16 protein-coding genes are annotated in these 19,508 nt (G+C 54.0%); 10 read left to right on the plus strand and 6 right to left on the minus strand.

Annotated elements, in window-relative coordinates:
• The first annotated feature begins 128 nt into the window (after positions 1 to 128).
• The 5 genes from DFQ01_RS01530 (at position 129) to DFQ01_RS01550 (ending at position 7,134) form a co-directional block, all read left to right on the plus strand.
• Positions 129 to 2,336, plus strand: a complete 2,208-nt coding sequence (locus tag DFQ01_RS01530; RefSeq protein ID WP_174812889.1) for a fibronectin type III domain-containing protein — start codon at positions 129 to 131, stop codon at positions 2,334 to 2,336.
• A gap of 85 nt (positions 2,337 to 2,421) precedes the next feature.
• Complete coding sequence (locus DFQ01_RS01535) at positions 2,422 to 4,161, plus strand: S-layer homology domain-containing protein (protein ID WP_110042109.1); 1,740 nt, start codon at positions 2,422 to 2,424, stop codon at positions 4,159 to 4,161.
• A gap of 221 nt (positions 4,162 to 4,382) precedes the next feature.
• Complete coding sequence (locus DFQ01_RS01540) at positions 4,383 to 5,117, plus strand: MBL fold metallo-hydrolase (protein WP_110042110.1); 735 nt, start codon at positions 4,383 to 4,385, stop codon at positions 5,115 to 5,117.
• A 16-nt stretch (positions 5,118 to 5,133) separates the two neighbouring features.
• Positions 5,134 to 6,255 (plus strand): AbrB family transcriptional regulator, encoded by a 1,122-nt coding sequence (locus tag DFQ01_RS01545; protein ID WP_110042111.1) that lies wholly within the window; start codon positions 5,134 to 5,136, stop codon positions 6,253 to 6,255.
• 219 nt (positions 6,256 to 6,474) lie between these two features.
• A complete protein-coding gene (locus DFQ01_RS01550; RefSeq protein ID WP_110042112.1) occupies positions 6,475 to 7,134 on the plus strand; it encodes a hypothetical protein in 660 nt (219 codons plus the stop codon).
• 49 nt (positions 7,135 to 7,183) lie between these two features.
• Here the strand turns inward: DFQ01_RS01550 and DFQ01_RS01555 are convergent, their stop codons facing one another.
• Complete coding sequence (locus tag DFQ01_RS01555) at positions 7,184 to 8,551, minus strand: aldehyde dehydrogenase (RefSeq protein WP_110042113.1); 1,368 nt, start codon at positions 8,549 to 8,551, stop codon at positions 7,184 to 7,186.
• Positions 8,552 to 8,662: 111 nt separating this feature from the next.
• On the opposite strand from DFQ01_RS01555, the gene DFQ01_RS01560 reads away from it, so the two are divergent.
• Positions 8,663 to 9,313, plus strand: coding sequence for a lysoplasmalogenase (locus tag DFQ01_RS01560; protein WP_245946476.1), 651 nt, complete (start codon positions 8,663 to 8,665; stop codon positions 9,311 to 9,313).
• Positions 9,314 to 9,397: 84 nt separating this feature from the next.
• Here DFQ01_RS01560 and DFQ01_RS01565 read toward each other — a convergent pair whose 3' ends face one another.
• On the minus strand, positions 9,398 to 9,775 hold the full coding sequence (locus DFQ01_RS01565) for a winged helix-turn-helix transcriptional regulator (protein ID WP_110042115.1): 378 nt from the start codon (positions 9,773 to 9,775) through the stop codon (positions 9,398 to 9,400).
• A 282-nt stretch (positions 9,776 to 10,057) separates the two neighbouring features.
• Here DFQ01_RS01565 and DFQ01_RS01570 point away from each other — a divergent pair, with 282 nt between their 5' ends.
• Both DFQ01_RS01570 and DFQ01_RS01575 read left to right on the plus strand, forming a co-directional pair.
• On the plus strand, positions 10,058 to 11,293 hold the full coding sequence (locus tag DFQ01_RS01570; RefSeq protein WP_110042116.1) for an MFS transporter: 1,236 nt from the start codon (positions 10,058 to 10,060) through the stop codon (positions 11,291 to 11,293).
• Between the two features lie 3 nt (positions 11,294 to 11,296).
• On the plus strand, positions 11,297 to 12,148 hold the full coding sequence (locus DFQ01_RS01575; protein WP_110042117.1) for an aldo/keto reductase: 852 nt from the start codon (positions 11,297 to 11,299) through the stop codon (positions 12,146 to 12,148).
• Positions 12,149 to 12,213: 65 nt separating this feature from the next.
• Here DFQ01_RS01575 and rlmN read toward each other — a convergent pair whose 3' ends face one another.
• From rlmN to DFQ01_RS01590, 3 genes are all read right to left on the minus strand, one after another.
• Entirely contained in the window at positions 12,214 to 13,275 is a 1,062-nt protein-coding gene (gene rlmN, locus DFQ01_RS01580) for a dual-specificity RNA methyltransferase RlmN (RefSeq protein WP_110042118.1), read from the minus strand.
• 163 nt (positions 13,276 to 13,438) lie between these two features.
• Positions 13,439 to 14,665, minus strand: coding sequence for an MFS transporter (locus DFQ01_RS01585; RefSeq protein WP_110042119.1), 1,227 nt, complete (start codon positions 14,663 to 14,665; stop codon positions 13,439 to 13,441).
• Positions 14,666 to 14,783: 118 nt separating this feature from the next.
• Positions 14,784 to 15,209 carry a MerR family transcriptional regulator gene (locus DFQ01_RS01590; RefSeq protein WP_110042120.1) on the minus strand — a complete coding sequence of 142 codons (426 nt, stop codon included), beginning with the start codon at positions 15,207 to 15,209 and terminating at the stop codon, positions 14,784 to 14,786.
• A 273-nt stretch (positions 15,210 to 15,482) separates the two neighbouring features.
• On the opposite strand from DFQ01_RS01590, the gene DFQ01_RS01595 reads away from it, so the two are divergent.
• Positions 15,483 to 16,328, plus strand: coding sequence for a hypothetical protein (locus DFQ01_RS01595; RefSeq protein WP_110042121.1), 846 nt, complete (start codon positions 15,483 to 15,485; stop codon positions 16,326 to 16,328).
• A 286-nt stretch (positions 16,329 to 16,614) separates the two neighbouring features.
• Here DFQ01_RS01595 and DFQ01_RS01600 read toward each other — a convergent pair whose 3' ends face one another.
• Positions 16,615 to 16,893, minus strand: a complete 279-nt coding sequence (locus DFQ01_RS01600; protein ID WP_110042122.1) for a hypothetical protein — start codon at positions 16,891 to 16,893, stop codon at positions 16,615 to 16,617.
• Positions 16,894 to 17,414: 521 nt separating this feature from the next.
• Between DFQ01_RS01600 and thrS the strand changes: the two genes are divergently transcribed.
• A complete protein-coding gene (gene thrS / locus DFQ01_RS01605; RefSeq protein WP_110042123.1) occupies positions 17,415 to 19,334 on the plus strand; it encodes a threonine--tRNA ligase in 1,920 nt (639 codons plus the stop codon).
• Positions 19,335 to 19,508: the final 174 nt, after the last annotated feature.

The raw sequence follows: 19,508 nt of genomic DNA on the forward strand, positions 1-19,508 counted from the left end.
CTCACACTATTTTACAATTTTTTCACTATATAGTTAATATTGTCATGACATATTCGACCTACGATTGGAAACGGTGCAAGATCGGACATGCTGTTCGACGGGCAACTACATTGAGGGAGGGTATTATCTTGTTTAACGTTTTTAAGCTTCATCGCAAACGTATCCGCAAGAGCTTTTACTCGCTGCTGCTGGCGACTGTGCTGACATCATCGCTGACGGCATCGATTATTAACGCCGCGGATGACACGCAATCCACCGAGGTTACTCCGCTGGCTGCTGAGGTCGCTCCGTACAGCTCGAGCAACATTGCACTCAACCCCGGTGCCAATGAGTCGGAAATGCGCTTCACGTGGTACTCCACAGAGAACCCTGTCGGTACGGTCGTTCAAGTTGCGCCTAAAGAGGCTATTCTGGCAACGGGCGATTACAGCCTCATACAATCGTTCACGGGCGTCGCAACACCCGCTGCCAACAGCGCCTACTCCAACAAAGTAACGGTTAATGGCCTGCTGCCAAATACCGAATATGGTTACCGGGTCGGCGATGGCTTAGACGAGCACTGGAGCGACATTTACTACTTCAAAACACAAGATCCTAAACAATTCAGCATCATGTTCGTTGGCGACCCTCAGATCGGCGCCGGCAGCAGCGCAGCAAACGATGCTGCGGGCTGGGACAATACGCTGAATACGGCAAGAAGCATGTTCCCGAACTTCAGCTTCATCATGTCGGCTGGCGACCAAGTCAACACATCGACAAGCGAAACGGAGTACACGCAGTACCTGAGCCCCTCGCTGCTCCGCAGCATTCCAGTAGCTACAGTTGTCGGCAACCACGACACAGCCGTGAACTACAAGTACCATTTTAACCAACCAAACGAATCGACCACGAATGGTGTAACGAGCGCCGGCGGCGACTACTACTACACCTATGGCGAAACGCTCTTCATCGTCCTCAATACGAACAACCCAAGCGGTGCTACGCACGCAGAGTTCATTGACCAAGCGGTCAACGCTGTACCGAATGCACGCTGGAAAATCGTAACGTTCCACCAGTCGATCTACAGCGCAGCGAACCACTCGACAGAAGCAGCAATCGTGAACCTGCGCGCCGCCCTGTTCCCCGTGTTCGATCAGTACAAGATCGACGTCATCTTCATGGGTCATGACCACTCCTATGTACGCACATACCAAATGCAAGGCGACCAAAAACAACTCGATCAAACGGTTGACGCTAACGGCCGTGTCATCAACCCAACGGGTATCGCGTACATCACTGCGAACTCGGCGAGCGGCAGCAAATACTACGAGCTCAAAGCAACGCCAGAAGTTTACTCGCAAGTACGCAGTCAGCTGAAGGTCCCAACGTTCTCCATGATCAACATCGATCACTATGGCATTTCGGTTGATACGTACCGTACGGACACAAGAGAGAAAGTCGACACATACACGATGGTGAAGACGGACATGAACGGCCTCGACGTTGTTCCTCCGACGAAGCTGACGTATACGACGGACGATACGGCTCTCGACACGACGGGCATGGTTGTGAACAAAATCAACCGCGATAACACGCTGACGCCGCTCGCACTGAGCGACGTGACGGTTACGGGCTTCGACGCAAGCACGGTTGGCACGAAGACGATTACGGTTACGTACGAAGTCTACGGCGTGAAATACACGGATACGTTCGACATTCAAGTCGGACAAGCCGCATCGTATGTGAAGATCTATGCGAAGCAGGGCGTCATCATCCGCACAGCGGACGAGAACGCTGAGTTCTATCTGTCTCTCTCCCATGCGAAAGCAGTGAATGCACTCGACATTTCGATCTCGTACGACGCAACGAAGTTCAAATTCGATCAAGCATCCTTGGTCGACTCGGCGAGCGGCGTCCTTGATGTGAGTGACGATAACGGAACGGTCCGCATCGTTGCCGGCTTCACGAGCCCACTCACATTCAGCGAGTACACGGACCTTATTAAGTTGAACTTTGAACCGATCGATACAAGCGCTGGCACGATGCAAGCCGACATTCAGCTGGTGAGCGCTTCGACCGCATCTAGCGGCAGTGTAGCCGGCAATGACGAGATCCCAGCGAATATCGATAGTCGTTTCGCTTCGACGATCCTTCGTACGTACAAAGACATCGTCGATATTAACGGCGACGGCAAGCTGTCGATTTCCGACTTGTCCCGCGCAATCGACTACTACCGCATCAGCTCTACTGATGCAGAGCACTGGCCGCAAGCTCAGCGCGCTGACGTGAACTTCGACAATGTCGTCGACGTGACGGACTTGACGATCATCATGGTTCATATTTTGCGCGGCGAGTAATTACGAATCACAATCTTCGCTTCTTCACCGCAGGGGAAGGCGTTAGCGCCTTTTCCTGCCTATTCTAATAATTAACGAGGAGTTCATGATGATGAAAATCAAACGAATAGCCGTCCTTCTCTTCATCTGCTGCTTGGTTCTCCCAATGAACGTTTTTGCCGCGGACACTAGCGCTAGCAGCGGGGCGGCACTTATTCAATGGTCACGGCAAGCCGTTGCCGTCGACAGCTCTGCCTCTACCTTTTCGGTCAACATCGTCATGGGCAAGCATAACCCTTTCAGCAGTTTGGAATTCGGTGTGAAGCTGGACGGTAACATTCAAATCAACTCGATTAAGTACAACGCTGCCATCAGCGGCTCTAAAGTATCCGACACGATCAGCAACGGAACACATTACTTCGGTTTCTTCGATACGACGAACCATTACAACGGTGATTTCACCGTCTGCACCATCACTTTTAACTATGCAGGTAACTCGCCTGCAGCCGCTACGATCGTGGAGACGAACGTTACGACTGTAACGGCGGCAGGCGGAGCAGATAAAGAAAGCTTAACGCCAGGCAATACGGTTCAAATTACGCGAAGCGCAGCAACGGGTTCAACAGGAGGTACGACAGGCGGAGGCACAGGTACAACTACCGACACTGGAACGGGAACCTCGACTGAATCTGGCAGCAGCTCTGCACAAACGGATAACGGCCGCTATTTGCTCGCTGTAGACGACATGACGGCGCTCACCGCACTAGAGAACGGAACGAAGGATGCACAAGGCGTAACGACGGCTGTCATCCAAGTGAAGCAGGATGACATCGGCGATGCTCAAGAAATCGCAGTACAGCTTCCTTATCTCATTCTGAACTCGTCCGAGCATCGCAGCATCCGTGTCGAAACGCCATACGGCACGGTCATCATTCCGGATCATGTTATTCAAGCGAGCCAGCTGGGATCAGCTTCGACGCTGACGCTCGTCATCTCAAAGGTGGATGCTTCCGTGCTGCCTTCGTCTGCCCAACAACAGATTGGCAGCCGCCCCGTCATCGACCTGAGCTTCGAGCTCGACGGCAAGCCAATTACATGGAGCAACGATGATGCACCTGTAACGGTTATGCTCCCTTATTCGCCTACCGACGCAGAACGCAATGATCCAAACGGCATTCTTGCTGCTTACATCGACGGCAGCGGCAATGTGCAGATCGTTCCAAGCGGCCGTTACCACGCTGAAGCCGGTACGGTTATATTCCAAGCGACGCACTTCAGCACGTATGGCGTCGTAACTGCTGTGAAAACATTCGAAGATATTGCAACGTCGTGGGCACGCAAAGATATTGAAGCGCTAGCCGTTCGCGGCATCATTACAGGCACATCAGCAACCCGCTTCGCGCCAGGCGCAGACATTACGCGCGCGGACTTCACGAAGCTGCTCGTCGGCGTACTTGGCAAGCATGCAGTCGTATCCGGTGACGGCTTCGCGGACGTACCAGCGAACGCTTACTACTACGACGCCGTCATGACGGCGAAGGCACTCGGCCTCGCATCGGGCTCGGGCAACAACGAGTTCCGTCCGAAGGCATCCGTGACGCGTCAAGATATGATGGTGCTGCTGGAGCGCGCATTCACCGCATCCGGCCATCCACTGACGGAGAAGGCAGCTCTTACTTCCTATAAAGACGCGAAGCAAGTATCCGCCTATGCGCAAGAGAGCGTAAGCAAGCTGATTGCTTCGGGCATTATTAGCGGCAGCGACGGCAAGCTCCGTCCGCTCGACCACCTGACCCGCGCAGAGGCAGCGAAAGTGCTGCATTTGCTGTACGAGCAGTTGTATTAAACGAATAGCCGGTACGAGTCGAATCGCCCGTATACTATCGTCACCAGACGAGGGTATGCGGGCGATTGTTTACAGTTGAGCAGCTAGAACGATTGCGTCATTTGACACTCCATATCGATCGTTCTATAGTGAAGTCGTTAGTTGTTTGCAATTTTATTCCAAATGAATCCAAAACTGAGGAGGTGTGCCGAAGCTGGCAATGCTGGCGGAGGCAGTAATGAATGCGAGTAGCACAAGGTATTGAAATGCTCGAATTGAAACTGGCCCATACACAGATCAACCCGACCGTCGTGTATGACGCAGACGGATATTGGCTCATTGACACGGGACTGCCAGGCAGCCGAAACGCGATCGAGTCACTGATTACAGAAGCAGGTCTCGATGCGGGCAAGCTTCAAGGCATCATCCTGACACACCAAGATATCGACCATGTCGGCGGCCTGCCGCAATGGCTCGACGCACCTGGAGGAAGAGAAATTCCGGTCTATGCGCATTTAGACGACCGCGGAGCCATCGACGGCACTGCACCGATGATTAAGGTCGGCCCGGAGCGCCGCGCCTCGCTGCTGGAATCGATGCCAGAGCCCGTGCGCCAATCGTTCTTGAACGTATTTTCCGGTGAACATACGAATGTAACCAGCGTGCTGTCCGGCGGGGAAACGCTGCCGTTCGGCGGCGGACTCGCCGTTATTCCTACACCAGGTCATACACCTGGACATGTCAGCTTGTATCATGTGCCGAGCAAGACGCTCATCGCAGGTGATGCCCTGACGGCTGCGGACGGCGTATTGAACGGCCCGAACCCGCCTTTCACCCCAGACATGCCGAAGGCGCTGCGCTCGCTGCGTAATCTGGCGCCATTCGAGATCGAAGCAGTCATCTGCTACCATGGCGGTCTGATCAGCGGCAAGGAGGTGCAGCAGCGTATCGCCGAGATAGTCTCCTCGGAAGGGTAAGCTTGCTGCATGTGACATGAGTAAATCATCTTTGTCCGACAATCCGGCCATAAGGCTTCTCTATTCCGCCCTGCTCTCGGTGCTGGGCGGACTTGTGTTCAAACTGCTGCATGTTCCGCTGCCCTGGCTGCTTGGACCGATGACTTTTACGTTAGTCGGATCAAGAGTCGTCAAAGTCGTGCGGCCATCCTGGCCAAGCTGGATACGCGACACCGCGCTAATTCTGATCGGCTATTCGATCGGTCTGACCTTCACGATGACGACACTGCGTCAGATCGGTCATCAATTGCCAACGATGGCACTGATGACGTTCATCTTAATCCTGTTGTGCGGCTTGCTTGCATGGATCATTACAAGACTGTCCGGCATCCCTTTCCCTACCGTCTTAATGGGCAGCATTCCAGGTGGGCTCACGCAGATGGTCGTGCTTGCGGAAGACACGAAGGGCATCGATTTGACCGTCGTCGCTTTCTTGCAGGTCGTGCGGCTGCTCATGATTATTTTCTGCGTGCCGCTGCTTGTGTATAGTCCTTTATTCGGCGGAGACAGCGGTACGACAGCAGTGTCTAATACCGTAAGTGCTGTCGTGGAGCATGCTGCAACCGTGGCCGGCACTGGCTGGGGAGTTGTTGTGTTGTATGCGGTTGTCTGTGTTGCTGCGGCACTGCTTGCGAATAAGATTCATTTCCCATCCGCGTACATGCTTGGCCCGATGATTATTACCGCTATTCTTCATCTGGCTGGCGTTGAAGGACCAGCGCTGTCCGCATGGTTACTGAGCGCTGCGCAGGTCATGATCGGCACCTACGTAGGACTGCTGCTCAAACCGGAGAAGCTCCAGAATAAAGTTCGTGTCGCCATTCTCGCTGTAACGAGCAGCACGCTTCTTATCGCCAGCACAATCGGATTCAGCTACTTGCTGACGCAGCTGCATGCCATCTCCAGCACGACTGCATTCTTAAGTCTCGCGCCAGGCGGCATGGACCAAATGGGCATTATCGCGCATGAAGTGAATGCCGATATCTCGATCGTGACCGGCTACCAAATATTCCGGACATGGTTCATCTATTTCCTCATTCCGCCGATCCTGCGCATGCTGTTCAAGGCACTGAAACGCCGTAAGGTACAGCAGCGTTGACAAGCCTGCATTCAATGCAGGCTTGCTGCATGAGGCGGGCACCGTTGATGATGTCAGGTTGTCAGGTTTCTGACCTTTGACCAGTGAAAAAGCATCCGTTCTATGGCACATGGAAAATAGTAGTCAGCGTTAATATTTTACATCGCGTTTTTACAACCCTGCTGTCGTGTATAGTTAGGTATGCTGCTCTATACACAACAAAGGGGGGTTACACACGCTATGAGATTTATAAAACGATTAGCACTAGCGATCGTTCTAGGCGTCATCATCGGCGTATGGCTCGGCATGAGTGGTACCGAATTCAACACCTCGACGCTGATCATCATCGTCGCATGTGCGGTCATCGTTATTTATGGCGCATTACTCATGCAAATGAATTATGTGCTTCGTTATTCTCGCAACAATCAAGCAGTGGACAAATGCATAAGGAAGCTAAGCCGCACCGTTCCTTATTACGCGGCCGTCTGCGACCTGATCGACGGAAAGCCGGAATCGGCTGCCGCTAGAATGGGCAATATTAAGAGCGATAAGCTTCGCGCTGTAATGGGTGCCAATCTTGCGATAGCAAGCGAGCGGTGGCAGGAAGCCGAGCAGCATATTAATCGGCAGGACAACAATGATGTGAAGTATGTTTCCCGCGCTTTAACAAGGCTGCTTCAGGACGATCAGTCCGGCTTTGAACAATCGATGCGGATGGTTGATCATCCAGGGTTAAAATACGCGCTTGAGGCGGAGGCAGCATTCCGTCAAGGCGACCTTACGAAGGCTGACGAGCTTGGGGATCTAGCCATCAACAACACGGCTGGACTACAACGTTATGCACTTATTCGGTACCGAGAGCTTCGAACCGCCGAGCCGAATCGGAAGACGTACTTCTAAGCTGCTATACAAAAAGGCTGAGCAGATAATCGATCTGCTCAGCCTTTTCCTATTTCATCAATCGGCGAATGATCTTCAGTCCCGCCTTCGACGTCGGGTAACGCAGCGGGATATCGAACCACGTCGCCTGACGAAGCACGCTCTTCTGATGCGAGAACGTAAAGAACGTGTTCTCTCCATGGTAGCTGCCAAGGCCGCTCTCCCCTACACCCCCGACAGGCAAATAGGAGGAGGCAAAATGCATCAGCGTATCGTTGATGCACCCGCCGCCGAACGACAACCGTTCTACAACGCGCTGTTGGAGCTCGCGGCTGCTGCTGAACAGATAGAGCGCAAGCGGCTTCGGCCGCGCCAACACCGCCTCATACACTTCCTCGATTCGATCATAGGTAAGCACAGGCAATACTGGACCAAAGATCTCATCCTGCATGACTGGTGCTGACCAATCCACATGATCCAAGACGGTTGGCGCGATAGCGAGCTGGTCCGAATCCGTCTGCCCGCCGATGACAACTTGGCCGTCATTAAGAAAAGCGGCCAGCCGCTTATAATGCCGATCGCTAATCAGATGCGTGTAACCCGGATTACGCAGCGGGTCCGCTCCATACAGCTCCTTCACGGCGGCAGTTAGATGTTCGAGGAACGCATCCTTCACCTCGCGCTGCACGTATACATAATCCGGTGCGACACAGGTCTGCCCCGCATTCGTGAATTTGCCGAACGCGATACGCTTCGCTGCCAGCTTCAAGTCCGCATCACCGCTGACGATACAGGGGCTCTTGCCGCCGAGCTCCAGCGTCACCGGGGTCAGATGCTTCGCCGCCGCTGTCATGACGATCCGCCCGACATGCGTGCTCCCTGTGAACAGGATATAGTCGGTCTTCTCCTCCAGCAGCGCTGTGCTTGCCTCAACGCCTCCCTCGACAACCGACACCCACTCCGGCTCGAACGCATCGGCGATGACGGCACAGATCGCACGCGACACATGCGGCGCCAGCTCCGACGGCTTGAGCACGACCGTGTTGCCGGCAGCAACCGCGCCAACGAGAGGCACGAGTGCCAGCTGCAGCGGATAGTTCCACGGCGCAATGATGAGCGCTACCCCATACGGCTCCGGCACAATATAGCTCTTGCTGCCCCAATGGGTGAGCGGCGTACGAACACGCTTCGGCTTCGCCCACTTTCTCAGATGCTTCAGCGCATGACCGATTTCCTTATAGACGAGGCCAATCTCCGTCGTGAACGCCTCGAATTCTGACTTATGCAGATCCTTCTGAACGGCCGCGAGCAGCGCTGGTTCATGCCGTTTCACCGCTTCGCGCAGCGCCTGCAGCCGCTTCAGCCTTTCGCCGAGCGGTCTCGTCCGTTCCTCCTTGAAGAATACCCGCTGCCGTCCGATTAACGCTGGAATGTCCATCCCGACCGCCGCCCTCTCTATTTTCGTAAACCGACCCGATTAACCGCTTACGGTTGCTGCGTTTCATGTTACAATACTTTCAATCCAATTCCCATGAAGGAGCGAATTTCCGTGGCGCAACGCACACGATTCCAAGCCTTACTCCCCTGGCTCATCCTGCTCATGAGCGCGCTGTACATCTTCGTCATCCCGGCAGACCCGCATGGGGTGAAGCTCTTGTTCAAAATCATTCCGATGCTGCTCATCATCACCTATACATTCCTGCATATTCCGAAAAATAGCAAGCGCTTTCAATGGGCAACGCTCATCGGCCTCGTTTTTTGTATGTTTGGCGACGGCCTGCTCGACTGGTTCGTCGTCGGCCTGTCTGCTTTTCTGATCGGCCATCTCTGCTACATGACCGGCTTCTTCAGTGAATGGCGCTTCTCCGCTTGGCGGCTCGCGTCTATTGTACCAATAGCTATCTACGCAGCTTGCATGGGAACGCAGCTGGTGCAGGCCCTCCAAGAGGACAATGACACGGGGCTGATCATCCCCGTCATCTGCTACATTACCGTTATCGGGCTCATGGCATGGTCCGCCATTATGACCGGTCGCCTATGGGCGACGATCGGCAGTCTGCTGTTCCTCGCGTCAGACTCGATTCTATCGTGGAACCTATTCGTCTCCGATATCACGTACGCAGGCACGCTCATCATGACGACGTACTACGCAGCGCAATACTGCATTGCGCGCAACGTCACCGAGGATGCCAAACACTGAGCAACACGTATACCTGTAGTTTCTGAAAATGCCCTCGTATATCATCGGCAAGCCGTCGGCAGAATCATGCCGACGGTTTCTTCGTCATGACCGATTCAGCACATTGTCCTCCAGCACCGCAAACTTATCGCCGTACTCGCGAATAATGTGCTGCTCGCCCCAATTGCAGAGTGCAGTCAGTATCGAGCCCAGCGTCTGTCCGTATTCACTCAACTCATACTCTACCTTCGGCGGCACTTGATTGTAGACGATCCGATCCACGATGCCGTCCTGCTCCAGCTCGCGCAGCTGCTGGGTGAGCATTTTCTGCGTAATGCCAGGCATGAGCCGCTTCAGATCGCTTGTCCGCTTCTTGCCGTGCGTTAAGTGACAGAGGATAACACACTTCCACTTGCCCCCGATCACCTCCAGCGTTGCCTCAACCGAGATGTTGTATTTCTTCCCCGTCGTTGTCGCTGTCATTGCTGTCACTTCCTCTCCCTTATCGTGCGTGTTCAATAAGTTCGGTTTTCAACATCGAGAAGATTGGATGAAAAGCGAGCTTTTTTGAACAACCTCTTATAGGCACTTGAAAGTGCCTATATTACTTTTTAGTAACTATATCACTTAAAAGTACGTACTGTTTATTTCGTCGCAATACCTCCATAATAGCACTACCGGCCGGTCGATACCACCTGGTGACAATCCGCTTCCCTTCGGGAAACGAATTGCACTGCAATACGTACAAGTAAAGGACGATTCACTATGCATCTTCAACCCAAACAAGCAAACCTGGCGCTTCTCATGCTTGCCTTGAGCGCCTTCGCAATCGGAACGACGGAGTTCATCAGCGTCGGATTGCTGCCGCTCATCGCCGATGACTTGCATATATCAGTGGCCACCTCCGGTCTGACCGTGACGCTGTACGCGCTAGGGGTCACCGTTGGCGCACCTGTTCTTACTTCACTGACAGCACGCATCCCGCGTAAAAAGCTGCTCATCGCCATCATGCTGACGTTCATTATCGGCAACGGCTTGGCGGCATCTGCTACAAGCATCGGCGTCTTGCTGGCTGCTCGTGTCATATCCGCATTCGCTCATGGCGTGTTCATGTCGATCGGCTCAACGATTGCCGCCGATCTCGTGCCGGAGAACAAGCGGGCGGGCGCCATCTCGCTCATGTTCTCCGGTCTCACCATCGCGACTGTGACAGGCGTGCCGCTTGGCACCTACCTCGGACAGCAGCTCGGCTGGCGCTTCGCTTTTGCCGTAATCGTCGCAATCGGCGTCGTTTCCCTGCTATCGCATCTCGCGCTTATTCCGTCGAACCTGCCGCGCGGACAAGCTGCACGGCTCGGCGAACAGCTGAAGCTCGTCGCACGCGGCAGGCTGCTGCTCGCCTTTGCAACGACGGCGCTTGGTTATGGCGGCACATTCGTCGTCTTCACTTATTTGTCCCCGCTTCTGACGCAAGTATCCGGCTTCAAAGAAGCGACAACCGCTGCAATTCTTCTGCTGTACGGCATTGCCATTGCAATCGGCAATCTTATCGGCGGCAAAGTGGCGAACAAGAAGCCTGCTCACGCGCTGTTGTATATGTTCGCACTGCAAGCTGTCGTGCTGCTCGTGTTCACCTTCACAGCTCCGTACCAAGGCGCTGCGCTGGTGACCGTATTCCTGCTCGGCCTGCTCGCGTTCATGAATGTGCCGGGGCTGCAAATTTACGTTGTGATGCTGGCGGAGCGATTCGCGCCGCAGGCCAAAGATTTTGCATCAGCGGTTAATATCGCCGCTTTCAATGCCGGCATCGCAATCGGTGCGTACATGGGCGGCATCGTCGCCGAACAGCTCGGCCTTGTCCATACCGCTTGGGTTGGTGCCGTCATGGTATTCGGCGCTGTCATCCTGACCGCATGGATGCGCAGACTGGAAGAACGAGACACTAACCCACAGACTACCCCTACTACGATGCAACGCAATTACAAACCATTGGAGGACTAAAAAATGACTACAACTGCACAACATCTGCAATCGACAACTACTCTGCGCAACGACGTTAAGATGCCTTGGCTCGGCCTCGGCGTATTCCAAGTCGAAGAAGGCGACACGCTCATCGAAGCGATTAAATCGGCGATCAAGTTCGGCTACCGCAGCATCGATACGGCCGCTGTTTATGGCAACGAGCAAGGTGTCGGACAAGCGATTCGCGAAGCAATCGCGGAGACGGGCATCGACCGCTCCGAGCTGTTCATCACATCGAAGGTATGGAATGCTGATCTTGGCTACGAGGAAACGCTCGCCGCTTTCGACGTAACGATGGAGAAGCTGGGACTCGACTATCTTGATCTGTATCTCATTCACTGGCCGAAAGCAGGCAAATATAAAGCCGCATGGCGCGCGCTGGAGACGCTGTACAAGCAGGGCCGTTTGAAGGCAATCGGGGTCAGCAACTTCCATGTGCATCATCTGGAGGATGTGATGGCCGATGCAGAGATCATCCCAATGGTCGATCAAGTCGAGTACCATCCGCATCTGTCGCAGCTGGCACTCCGCGAATTCTGCGCAGCGAACGGCATACAGCTGGAGGCATGGTCGCCGCTGAAGCAGGGCCAGCTGCTGAACGAGCCTACAATTGCGAAGCTTGCGGACAAATACGGCAAATCCGTATCGCAAATCATCATTCGTTGGGATCTCCAGAACGGCGTCGTCACGATTCCGAAATCGGTGAAGCCGCATCGAATCGCCGAGAACGGCTCTGTGTTCGATTTCGCATTGTCCGATGAGGACATGGCGCTGCTCAACAGCCTGAACCGCGATGAGCGTGTAGGCCCGGACCCGGACAACTTTAATTTCTAATCATGCGAAAAAGCCTTCAAGCTCATAAGCTTGAAGGCTTTTTTGTATCCGACAGTACTCCGTCGCTAGGCTTCCTTCCGAATCTGCTTGCTGCGCAGCTGTCCGCACGCCGCATCGATGTCGGCACCATGCTCCAGGCGCACGCTGCAGCTGACGTTCTGCTTCTTCATCACATCGTAGAACGCATCGATCGCTTCCGGCGTGCTGCGCTGGTATTGGCTGTGCTCATCGACCGGATTGTACGGGATGAGGTTCACGTTCACCAGATCGCGGCGATCGCCTACGAGCTCCGCAAGCTCAAGCGCATGCTCGACCTTATCGTTGACGTCCTTGAGCAAAATATATTCCAGCGTAATGCGGCGATTCGTCTTCTCCAAGTAGTAATCGATCGCATCCATCAGCTTCGCGATTGGAATCGCCTTGTTAATCTTCATGATGCGCGTACGCAGCTCATCATTCGGCGCATGCAGCGATACCGCCAGATTCGTATTCAGATCCGAATCGGCGAACTCGCGGATTTTGCCGGCAAGCCCGCTCGTCGATACCGTAATGTGGCGTGGACCGATCGCAAGACCCTTATGATCCTTCACCGTGTTGATGAAGTCCGACATATGCTTGTAGTTATCGAACGGCTCGCCGATGCCCATCACGACGATGTGGCTGACGCGCTCGCCTTGGCCTGCTGCATCCAAATAAAGCTGAACCTTCATAATCTGCTCGGTAATCTCGCCGCTCGTCAGGTCGCGGCTCTTCGCCAGCAGTCCGCTCGCGCAGAAGCTGCAGCCGATGTTGCAGCCGACCTGCGTCGTCACGCATACCGATAGGCCGAACTTGTGCCGCATAAGCACCGTCTCGATCAGGTTGCCATCGGACAACCGGAACAGGAACTTCACCGTCCCGTCGGCCGATACCTGCTTCGTATGCTCTTCAAGCGTACTGATCGCATAGTGCTCTTCCAAAAGCGCCAGGCACGCCGAGTTCACGTCCGTCATCTCGGCGAATGTCGTGACCCGTTTGCGATACAGCCAATCCCATACTTGCTGGGCGCGAAACTTCTTATGTCCATGCGGCAGCAGCCATTCGATCAGCTGCTCCTGCGTAAATCCGTATACGGATGGTTTACTCATTGGTTGTTGCCCTCACTTTACTATAAAACCCTGCTATATCGTATTGTCCCAGAACTGATCTGAAAAAACAAGGTAAAACGGCTCTCCACGTCCCTCATCCCTAACTCCCCATATACAAAAGCCGCCCCTATCCGAAGATAGAGGCGACATGTTAGACGAGATATTAGTGACCTTCCACTGCATCGACATGCGCCAGATGCTTGCGGTTCAACCACAGGAAGATAACCGAGAGAATAACGCAGACGCCGCCAACCGTGAACGGCATATGCGGGCTATACCACTCGGCGAGCTTACCTGCGAGGTAAGGTGCGATCGCACCGCCGATGAACCGCAGGAAGCTGTAAGCAGCCGAAGCCGTCGAACGCTCGATCGTCGACGCGTTCATAACGCCCGTCGTAATGAGCGTGTTGTTATTGCCCAGGAACGCACCGGACAGAATAACCATGCAGACAACAACCTCTTTGTTGTACGTCCAGTTTGCAATGACGAGCAGCGTCAGTGCGAACAGGAACAGCTGCACGCACATTGCCGGAACCGTACCCTGCCACTTCTGCAGCTTCGGTGCTACGAATACCGACGTGAACGCCAGCAGGAGACCCCAGCCAAGGAATACATAACCGAGTTGATGCTCGTCGAAATGATGGATATGACCAAGTACAAGTGCTGCATATACGAGCAGTGTGAAGAAGCCGAAGTTGTACAGGAATGCTGCGATACCAAACGTGCGAAGCGCACGGTTCTTCAGTGCGCGGAACGGATCGAGCAGCGACGTTTTGCGTTTCGGCGCAGCTGCGGCGTTGTTCTTGCGGGAAGGCATGAGCGTCATCAGCAGAATGAACGCAATCACCATGAGGCATGCTACGCCGAAGAATGGACCACGCCACGAGATCGAGCCGAGCTCGCCGCCGAGCAGTGGGCCAACCGAGATACCAAGACCAACGGCAACCTCGAACAATATAATCGACTTGGCCACGCCTGTCTTGGACATCGATACAACCGCCGTCAGCGCTGTTGCAACGAACATGGCGTTACCCAGACCCCAGCCGCCGCGAAGCAGGACGAGGCTCGTTACGCTGTTCGACCAACCGCCAAGCGCGGAGAAGATTGCAATGAAAATAACGCCAAGGATCAGCGTGCCTTTAATGCCTAGACGCGACGAAATCGCACCCGTAATGAGCATCGCAATGGCCATAACGGCATTGTAGCTCGTGAAGAGCAGCGTCACGTCAGAGTCCGATGCGTTGAAGTTCTTCGCGATTGATGGGAGGATCGGGTCAACAAGACCGAGACCCATGAATGCGATAATGCAGGCAAAAATAACGGCCCACACCGCCATCGGCTGGCTGAACATGCTTGTTTTGGGTTCAAGTGAAGCTTTGGATTGCTGCATTGTTGCTCAGGCTCCTTTTTCTTTAAGTGCGTGTTCAAAAAGTTCGGTTGTCAGCACCTGATGCCGAATACGCTTCTCGTGATACTTCGTGATCAAAAGCGGGCTTTTTGAACAACCTTCAGGGTAATGTGTTCCGGATGGCATCCTTAATCCGTTGATGAAGCTGCTCCCTCTCTTTTCTGAACTGCGCCATCGTCTCCATCTTCTGATCAATCATCTGCAGCTGCTGCGCAAGACCGCGCTCCACCTCTTGCAGGTGATGACGCTTCTGCTGCGCATCCTCGGTGTTCTGGATCGAAGTTCGGTGACCTTCGAACGTCTCTCGAAGTTGAACGAAGTCGAGAATTTCTTGCAGCGAAAATCCAAGCACGTCGCGCGCGCTCACGATTTGCTTCAGCCGTTCGATATGCTCCTGCGTGTACAACCGCATGCCGCCCTCTGTCCGATCTGTGGGCATGAGCAGACCAAGCTCCTCGTAATAGCGTATCGTGCGCTTCGTTAGTCCAGTTACTTTGGATACTTCATCAATTTTGTAAGTTTCCATCCTTTAAGACCTCCATCGCCGTACCTAACGACAAGTCATATCGTAATCCTAAACCAACGTTTACGTCAACGTTAACTTTTGGGCAAGTTATTCCGTAATCGTATGTTTCCTCGTTATCGCACATTTATTCGCAGTTATTCATCCGTCTTCTTCATACAGCGGGCAACTTTCAGTAGTGACTAAGCTGGCATTAAGCGATTTTTCAGCCTGCTCTCCGATGATGAGGATGTGGGGCGTCAAATGACAGCATTCAAGAGCCAAAGGAGCCTGATTATGTCTCTATCCATCAATAGCAGCAGCTATTCGCGGCACTACCTAACGCAGTCTACATCATCGCAGGCAAGCACACAAACGGATACAACATACGAAGCATCGAGCGCTCAACGCCGAGAGCTTGAGCGGCCAAAGCCGGAAGAGAGTACAGGCGCTTTTCAGTTAAGTCCCGAAATGCTGCGCTACCTCGCCGGAATCGATAACGAGAATGACGAAGCGACCGACACCGATACGACGTACAGTGCGTCTATCAACAGCTCTATGCTGACGACCGACCAGAAGAAATCGATGCTGTCCGATCTACAGACGGATCTTGGCACGCTGGATTCTTCAACGGACAGCAGCGATTCGCCTTCAGGACTTGAGGAACTGCTCGCAACTATTCAGGACGAGTTAGCTGACTTCGACGCATCCAACGCATCCGATGAGGAAGTATCGGCATTGTTCGATGAAGTGATGGGAACCCTTGACCAAGCACGTCCACCGCTGCCTCCTCCACCGCCAGACGATGAGAGCGAGAGCGGCGTACCGCCTATGCTCCAAGCGATGGGCGGCATAACACCTCCGTTCATGCTGGGTGTGACGGAGACGGATGAAGCAGAAGGTACTCAGGAATCCACCGACAACAGCCTAACGTTGACAACCGAGCAGAAGAAGGATTGGCTGTCGCAGCTGCAGACTAGTCTTCAAGCGCTTAGCGAAGAGGTATCCGAATCGTCAGATTCAGGCGATCCGTTAGAGGAGCTGCGTAAGCTGCTGCAAAGCAAGCTGAACGGCTTCAACGCGGAGAGCACGTCGGATTCGGAAGTCTCTACGCTCTTCAGCTCGATTGCAGAGATTCTCTAATTCTCGGAAATGCACAGTAGTGCCTTTGTATTAATATACGAACACTTGAACGCTGTCGCTGGCCCACCACAACGTAACGCGCCGTATTACCGCATGCTGTCCGGGACTGACCACCCCCTGGCATGAACATGCTCTTCGACCGGCAGCCGTATCGGTCGTGCCCTATCACGCCCTTCGCTGCCGGTTAGCGAGTATGCTTACTTTCCACTTCCTCTCCACTTAATCTCCACAATGAAAAAAAGCACCCCGATTCACCAAGCTCATCGGGATGCTTCTAGTCTCTAACCTAATACACTTTCAGTGCGCGGCCCTTCTCGTCGAGTGCGAATTTGCTGCGACGAACGACCGAACCGTCCTTGAACTGCACGACAACGCGTGCCGCCGGATCCGAACCATCTACATCTGTTTTCCAACCCGCTGTATTGAGAAGCGCGAGAATTTCCTCCGGCCCAAGATCCTTATAGCCATAGAAACCACTAAGCCCCGCCCATTCCTTCAGAAGCACGGTCACTCGGTGGTCGAGCTTGTCCACTCCCGTACCGCGATTATTGTTACGTTTCACCATATTATGCGTCCCTCCGCAATTGTTTGCGCCCTAGATTGCTGCTCCTGAAATCATAGCATGTTTGCAGGGTGCCGTCTATTCGGGTTGTACAGTAACGCTGCCGCGCTGCCTTCCATACATTTCATTACTTTCACCCCTGTTGTTGACAGACAATTAAACACCGCTGTATAATCGTTCCCAAGCTTCATAACCGAAGGCAATCATCAAAGACATGATTTCAACGATCCATCCTGCACAGAGAGAGGGGCAACCGCTGCGAGCTCCTTCTGCGATGACGATGAAGTTACCCCTTTGTAGCCGTGATGTGGAACCCGTAGACGGCTTTACGGCAGTAATCATCACCGACTCATCCTCGTTATCGGATGCCAATGAGGACCGTGATCTGCAGCCGTAGGAACATGGTCAAATGTAGGGTGGAACCACGAGTTTACAAGCACTCGTCCCTTTGCGGGATGCGTGCTTTTTTTGTGTTTGCACGCATTTCGCCTAACTTGATTTCGACAATCAGGAGGGTGAACAAAATGGCGGTCAAAGTCATTTTGCCAAACGGCGCAGTAAGACAGGTAGAAGCAGGTACAACAATCGAAGAGGTCGCGGCAGCCATATCCCACAGCTTACGGGATAAGGCCATCGCAGGCAGGCTCGACGGGAAGCTGGTCGATCTGTATACACCGATTCAATCCGACTGCTCCGTGGAGATCATCACGCAGGAGAGCAAGGAAGGGCTCGACGTATACCGTCATAGCACAGCGCATCTGATGGCGCAGGCATTGACGAGGCTGTATGGACGGGACGCAGTGAAGCTCGGCATCGGTCCCGTTATCGAGGACGGGTTCTACTACGATGTCGATATGGAGCATCAGTTAACGCCGGAGGACCTCGCGAAGATCGAGAAGGAAATGGCCGCGGTCGCAGCCGACAATCTCGCCATTCGCCGCAGGGAAGTCAGCCGAGACGAAGCACGACAGATTTTCGAACAACGACAGGATCGCTTAAAGCTCGAGTTAATCGATGCGCTTCCACAGGACGCCATCATCTCGCTTTATGAACAGGGCGAATTCGTCGATCTGTGCCGCGGACCGCATCTTCCGTCAACAGGGCGGATTCGAGCGTTCAAGCTGCAGAGCATAGCAGGCGCCTATTGGCGCGGTGATTCGAATAACCCGATGCTGCAGCGAATCTATGGCACGTCCTTCCCGAAACAAGCGCAGCTGGATGAGCATCTAGCTCTGCTGGAGGAAGCGAAGAAGCGTGACCACCGCAAGCTCGGCAAAGAGCTGGAGCTGTTCATGTTCTCGGAGGAAGCGCCGGGCATGCCGTTCTATCTTCATCATGGCATGGTCATTCGCAATCAGCTGGAGAGCTTCCTGCGCGAGGTGCAGAGCCGGCAGCAGTACGATGAAGTGCGTACGCCGCTTATGATGAACCAGCGACTATGGGAGCAATCGGGTCACTGGGACCACTACAAAGACAATATGTATTTCACGGATGTGGACGACAGCCGATTCGCGCTTAAGCCGATGAACTGTCCAGGACACATGCTTATTTATAAAAATGACCGCCACTCCTATCGCGAGCTTCCGATTCGCCTATCGGAGTTCGGGCAAGTGCACCGCCACGAGTATTCCGGTGCGCTCAACGGAATGATGCGCGTACGGACATTTTGCCAAGACGACGCCCATCTCTTCGTCCGCTCGGATCAGATCGAGGCGGAGATCGACCGCGTCATCGCGCTGATCGACCAGATCTACAGCGTGTTCGGCTTCTCGTACACGATGGAGCTGTCGACGCGTCCAGAGGATTCGATGGGCTCGCAGGAGCTGTGGGATCAAGCAGAAGCTGCGCTGAGCAGCGTGTTGGATGCCCGCGGCATCACGTATCGCATTAACGAAGGCGACGGTGCGTTCTACGGACCGAAGATCGACTTCCATATCCGCGATGCGCTGAAGCGCAGCTGGCAGTGCGCAACGATCCAGCTCGACTTCCAAATGCCGGACAAATTCGAGCTATCCTACATCGGCGAGGATAATCAGAAGCATCGTCCCGTCGTCATTCATCGTGCCGTCTACGGCTCGATCGATCGGTTCATCGGGATATTGACGGAGCACTTCGCCGGACAGTTCCCGGTATGGCTCGCTCCTGTGCAGGTGAAGCTGCTGCCCGTGTCCGACCATTACGTCGACTATGCCTATGAGGTGAGGAGGCAGCTGATCTCACAGGGCATTCGAGTTGAAGTGGACGAAAGCAACGAGAAGCTCGGTTATAAGATCCGGGCAGCGCAGCTATCCAAAGTGCCTTACATGCTCGTGCTGGGCGAGAAGGAACAAGCCGGCGGTACGGTCGCCGTGCGCCGCCGCGGCGAAGGTGACCTTGGCAGCATGGACATCGGCGCGTTCGCCGAGCGTGTGCTGGATGAGGTACAGCGGAAGGCGTTGGAGTAGGCGCGTAAAGCGTAGATGATGCTGTTATAGCGTGTAGAGTTAGTTAATGACTTGCAGCGATAACTAGCGTAAATCATCCATCATGTATGGTATCGCAAGCGGCAAGCGGCCATACAAAAAGGGCTGTTCACCAAGTCTACTGACTTCGTGAACAGCCCTTTCGTTTACCTTCGC

The organism is Paenibacillus cellulosilyticus (assembly GCF_003182255.1).
Lineage (GTDB): Bacteria > Bacillota > Bacilli > Paenibacillales > Paenibacillaceae > Paenibacillus_T > Paenibacillus_T cellulosilyticus.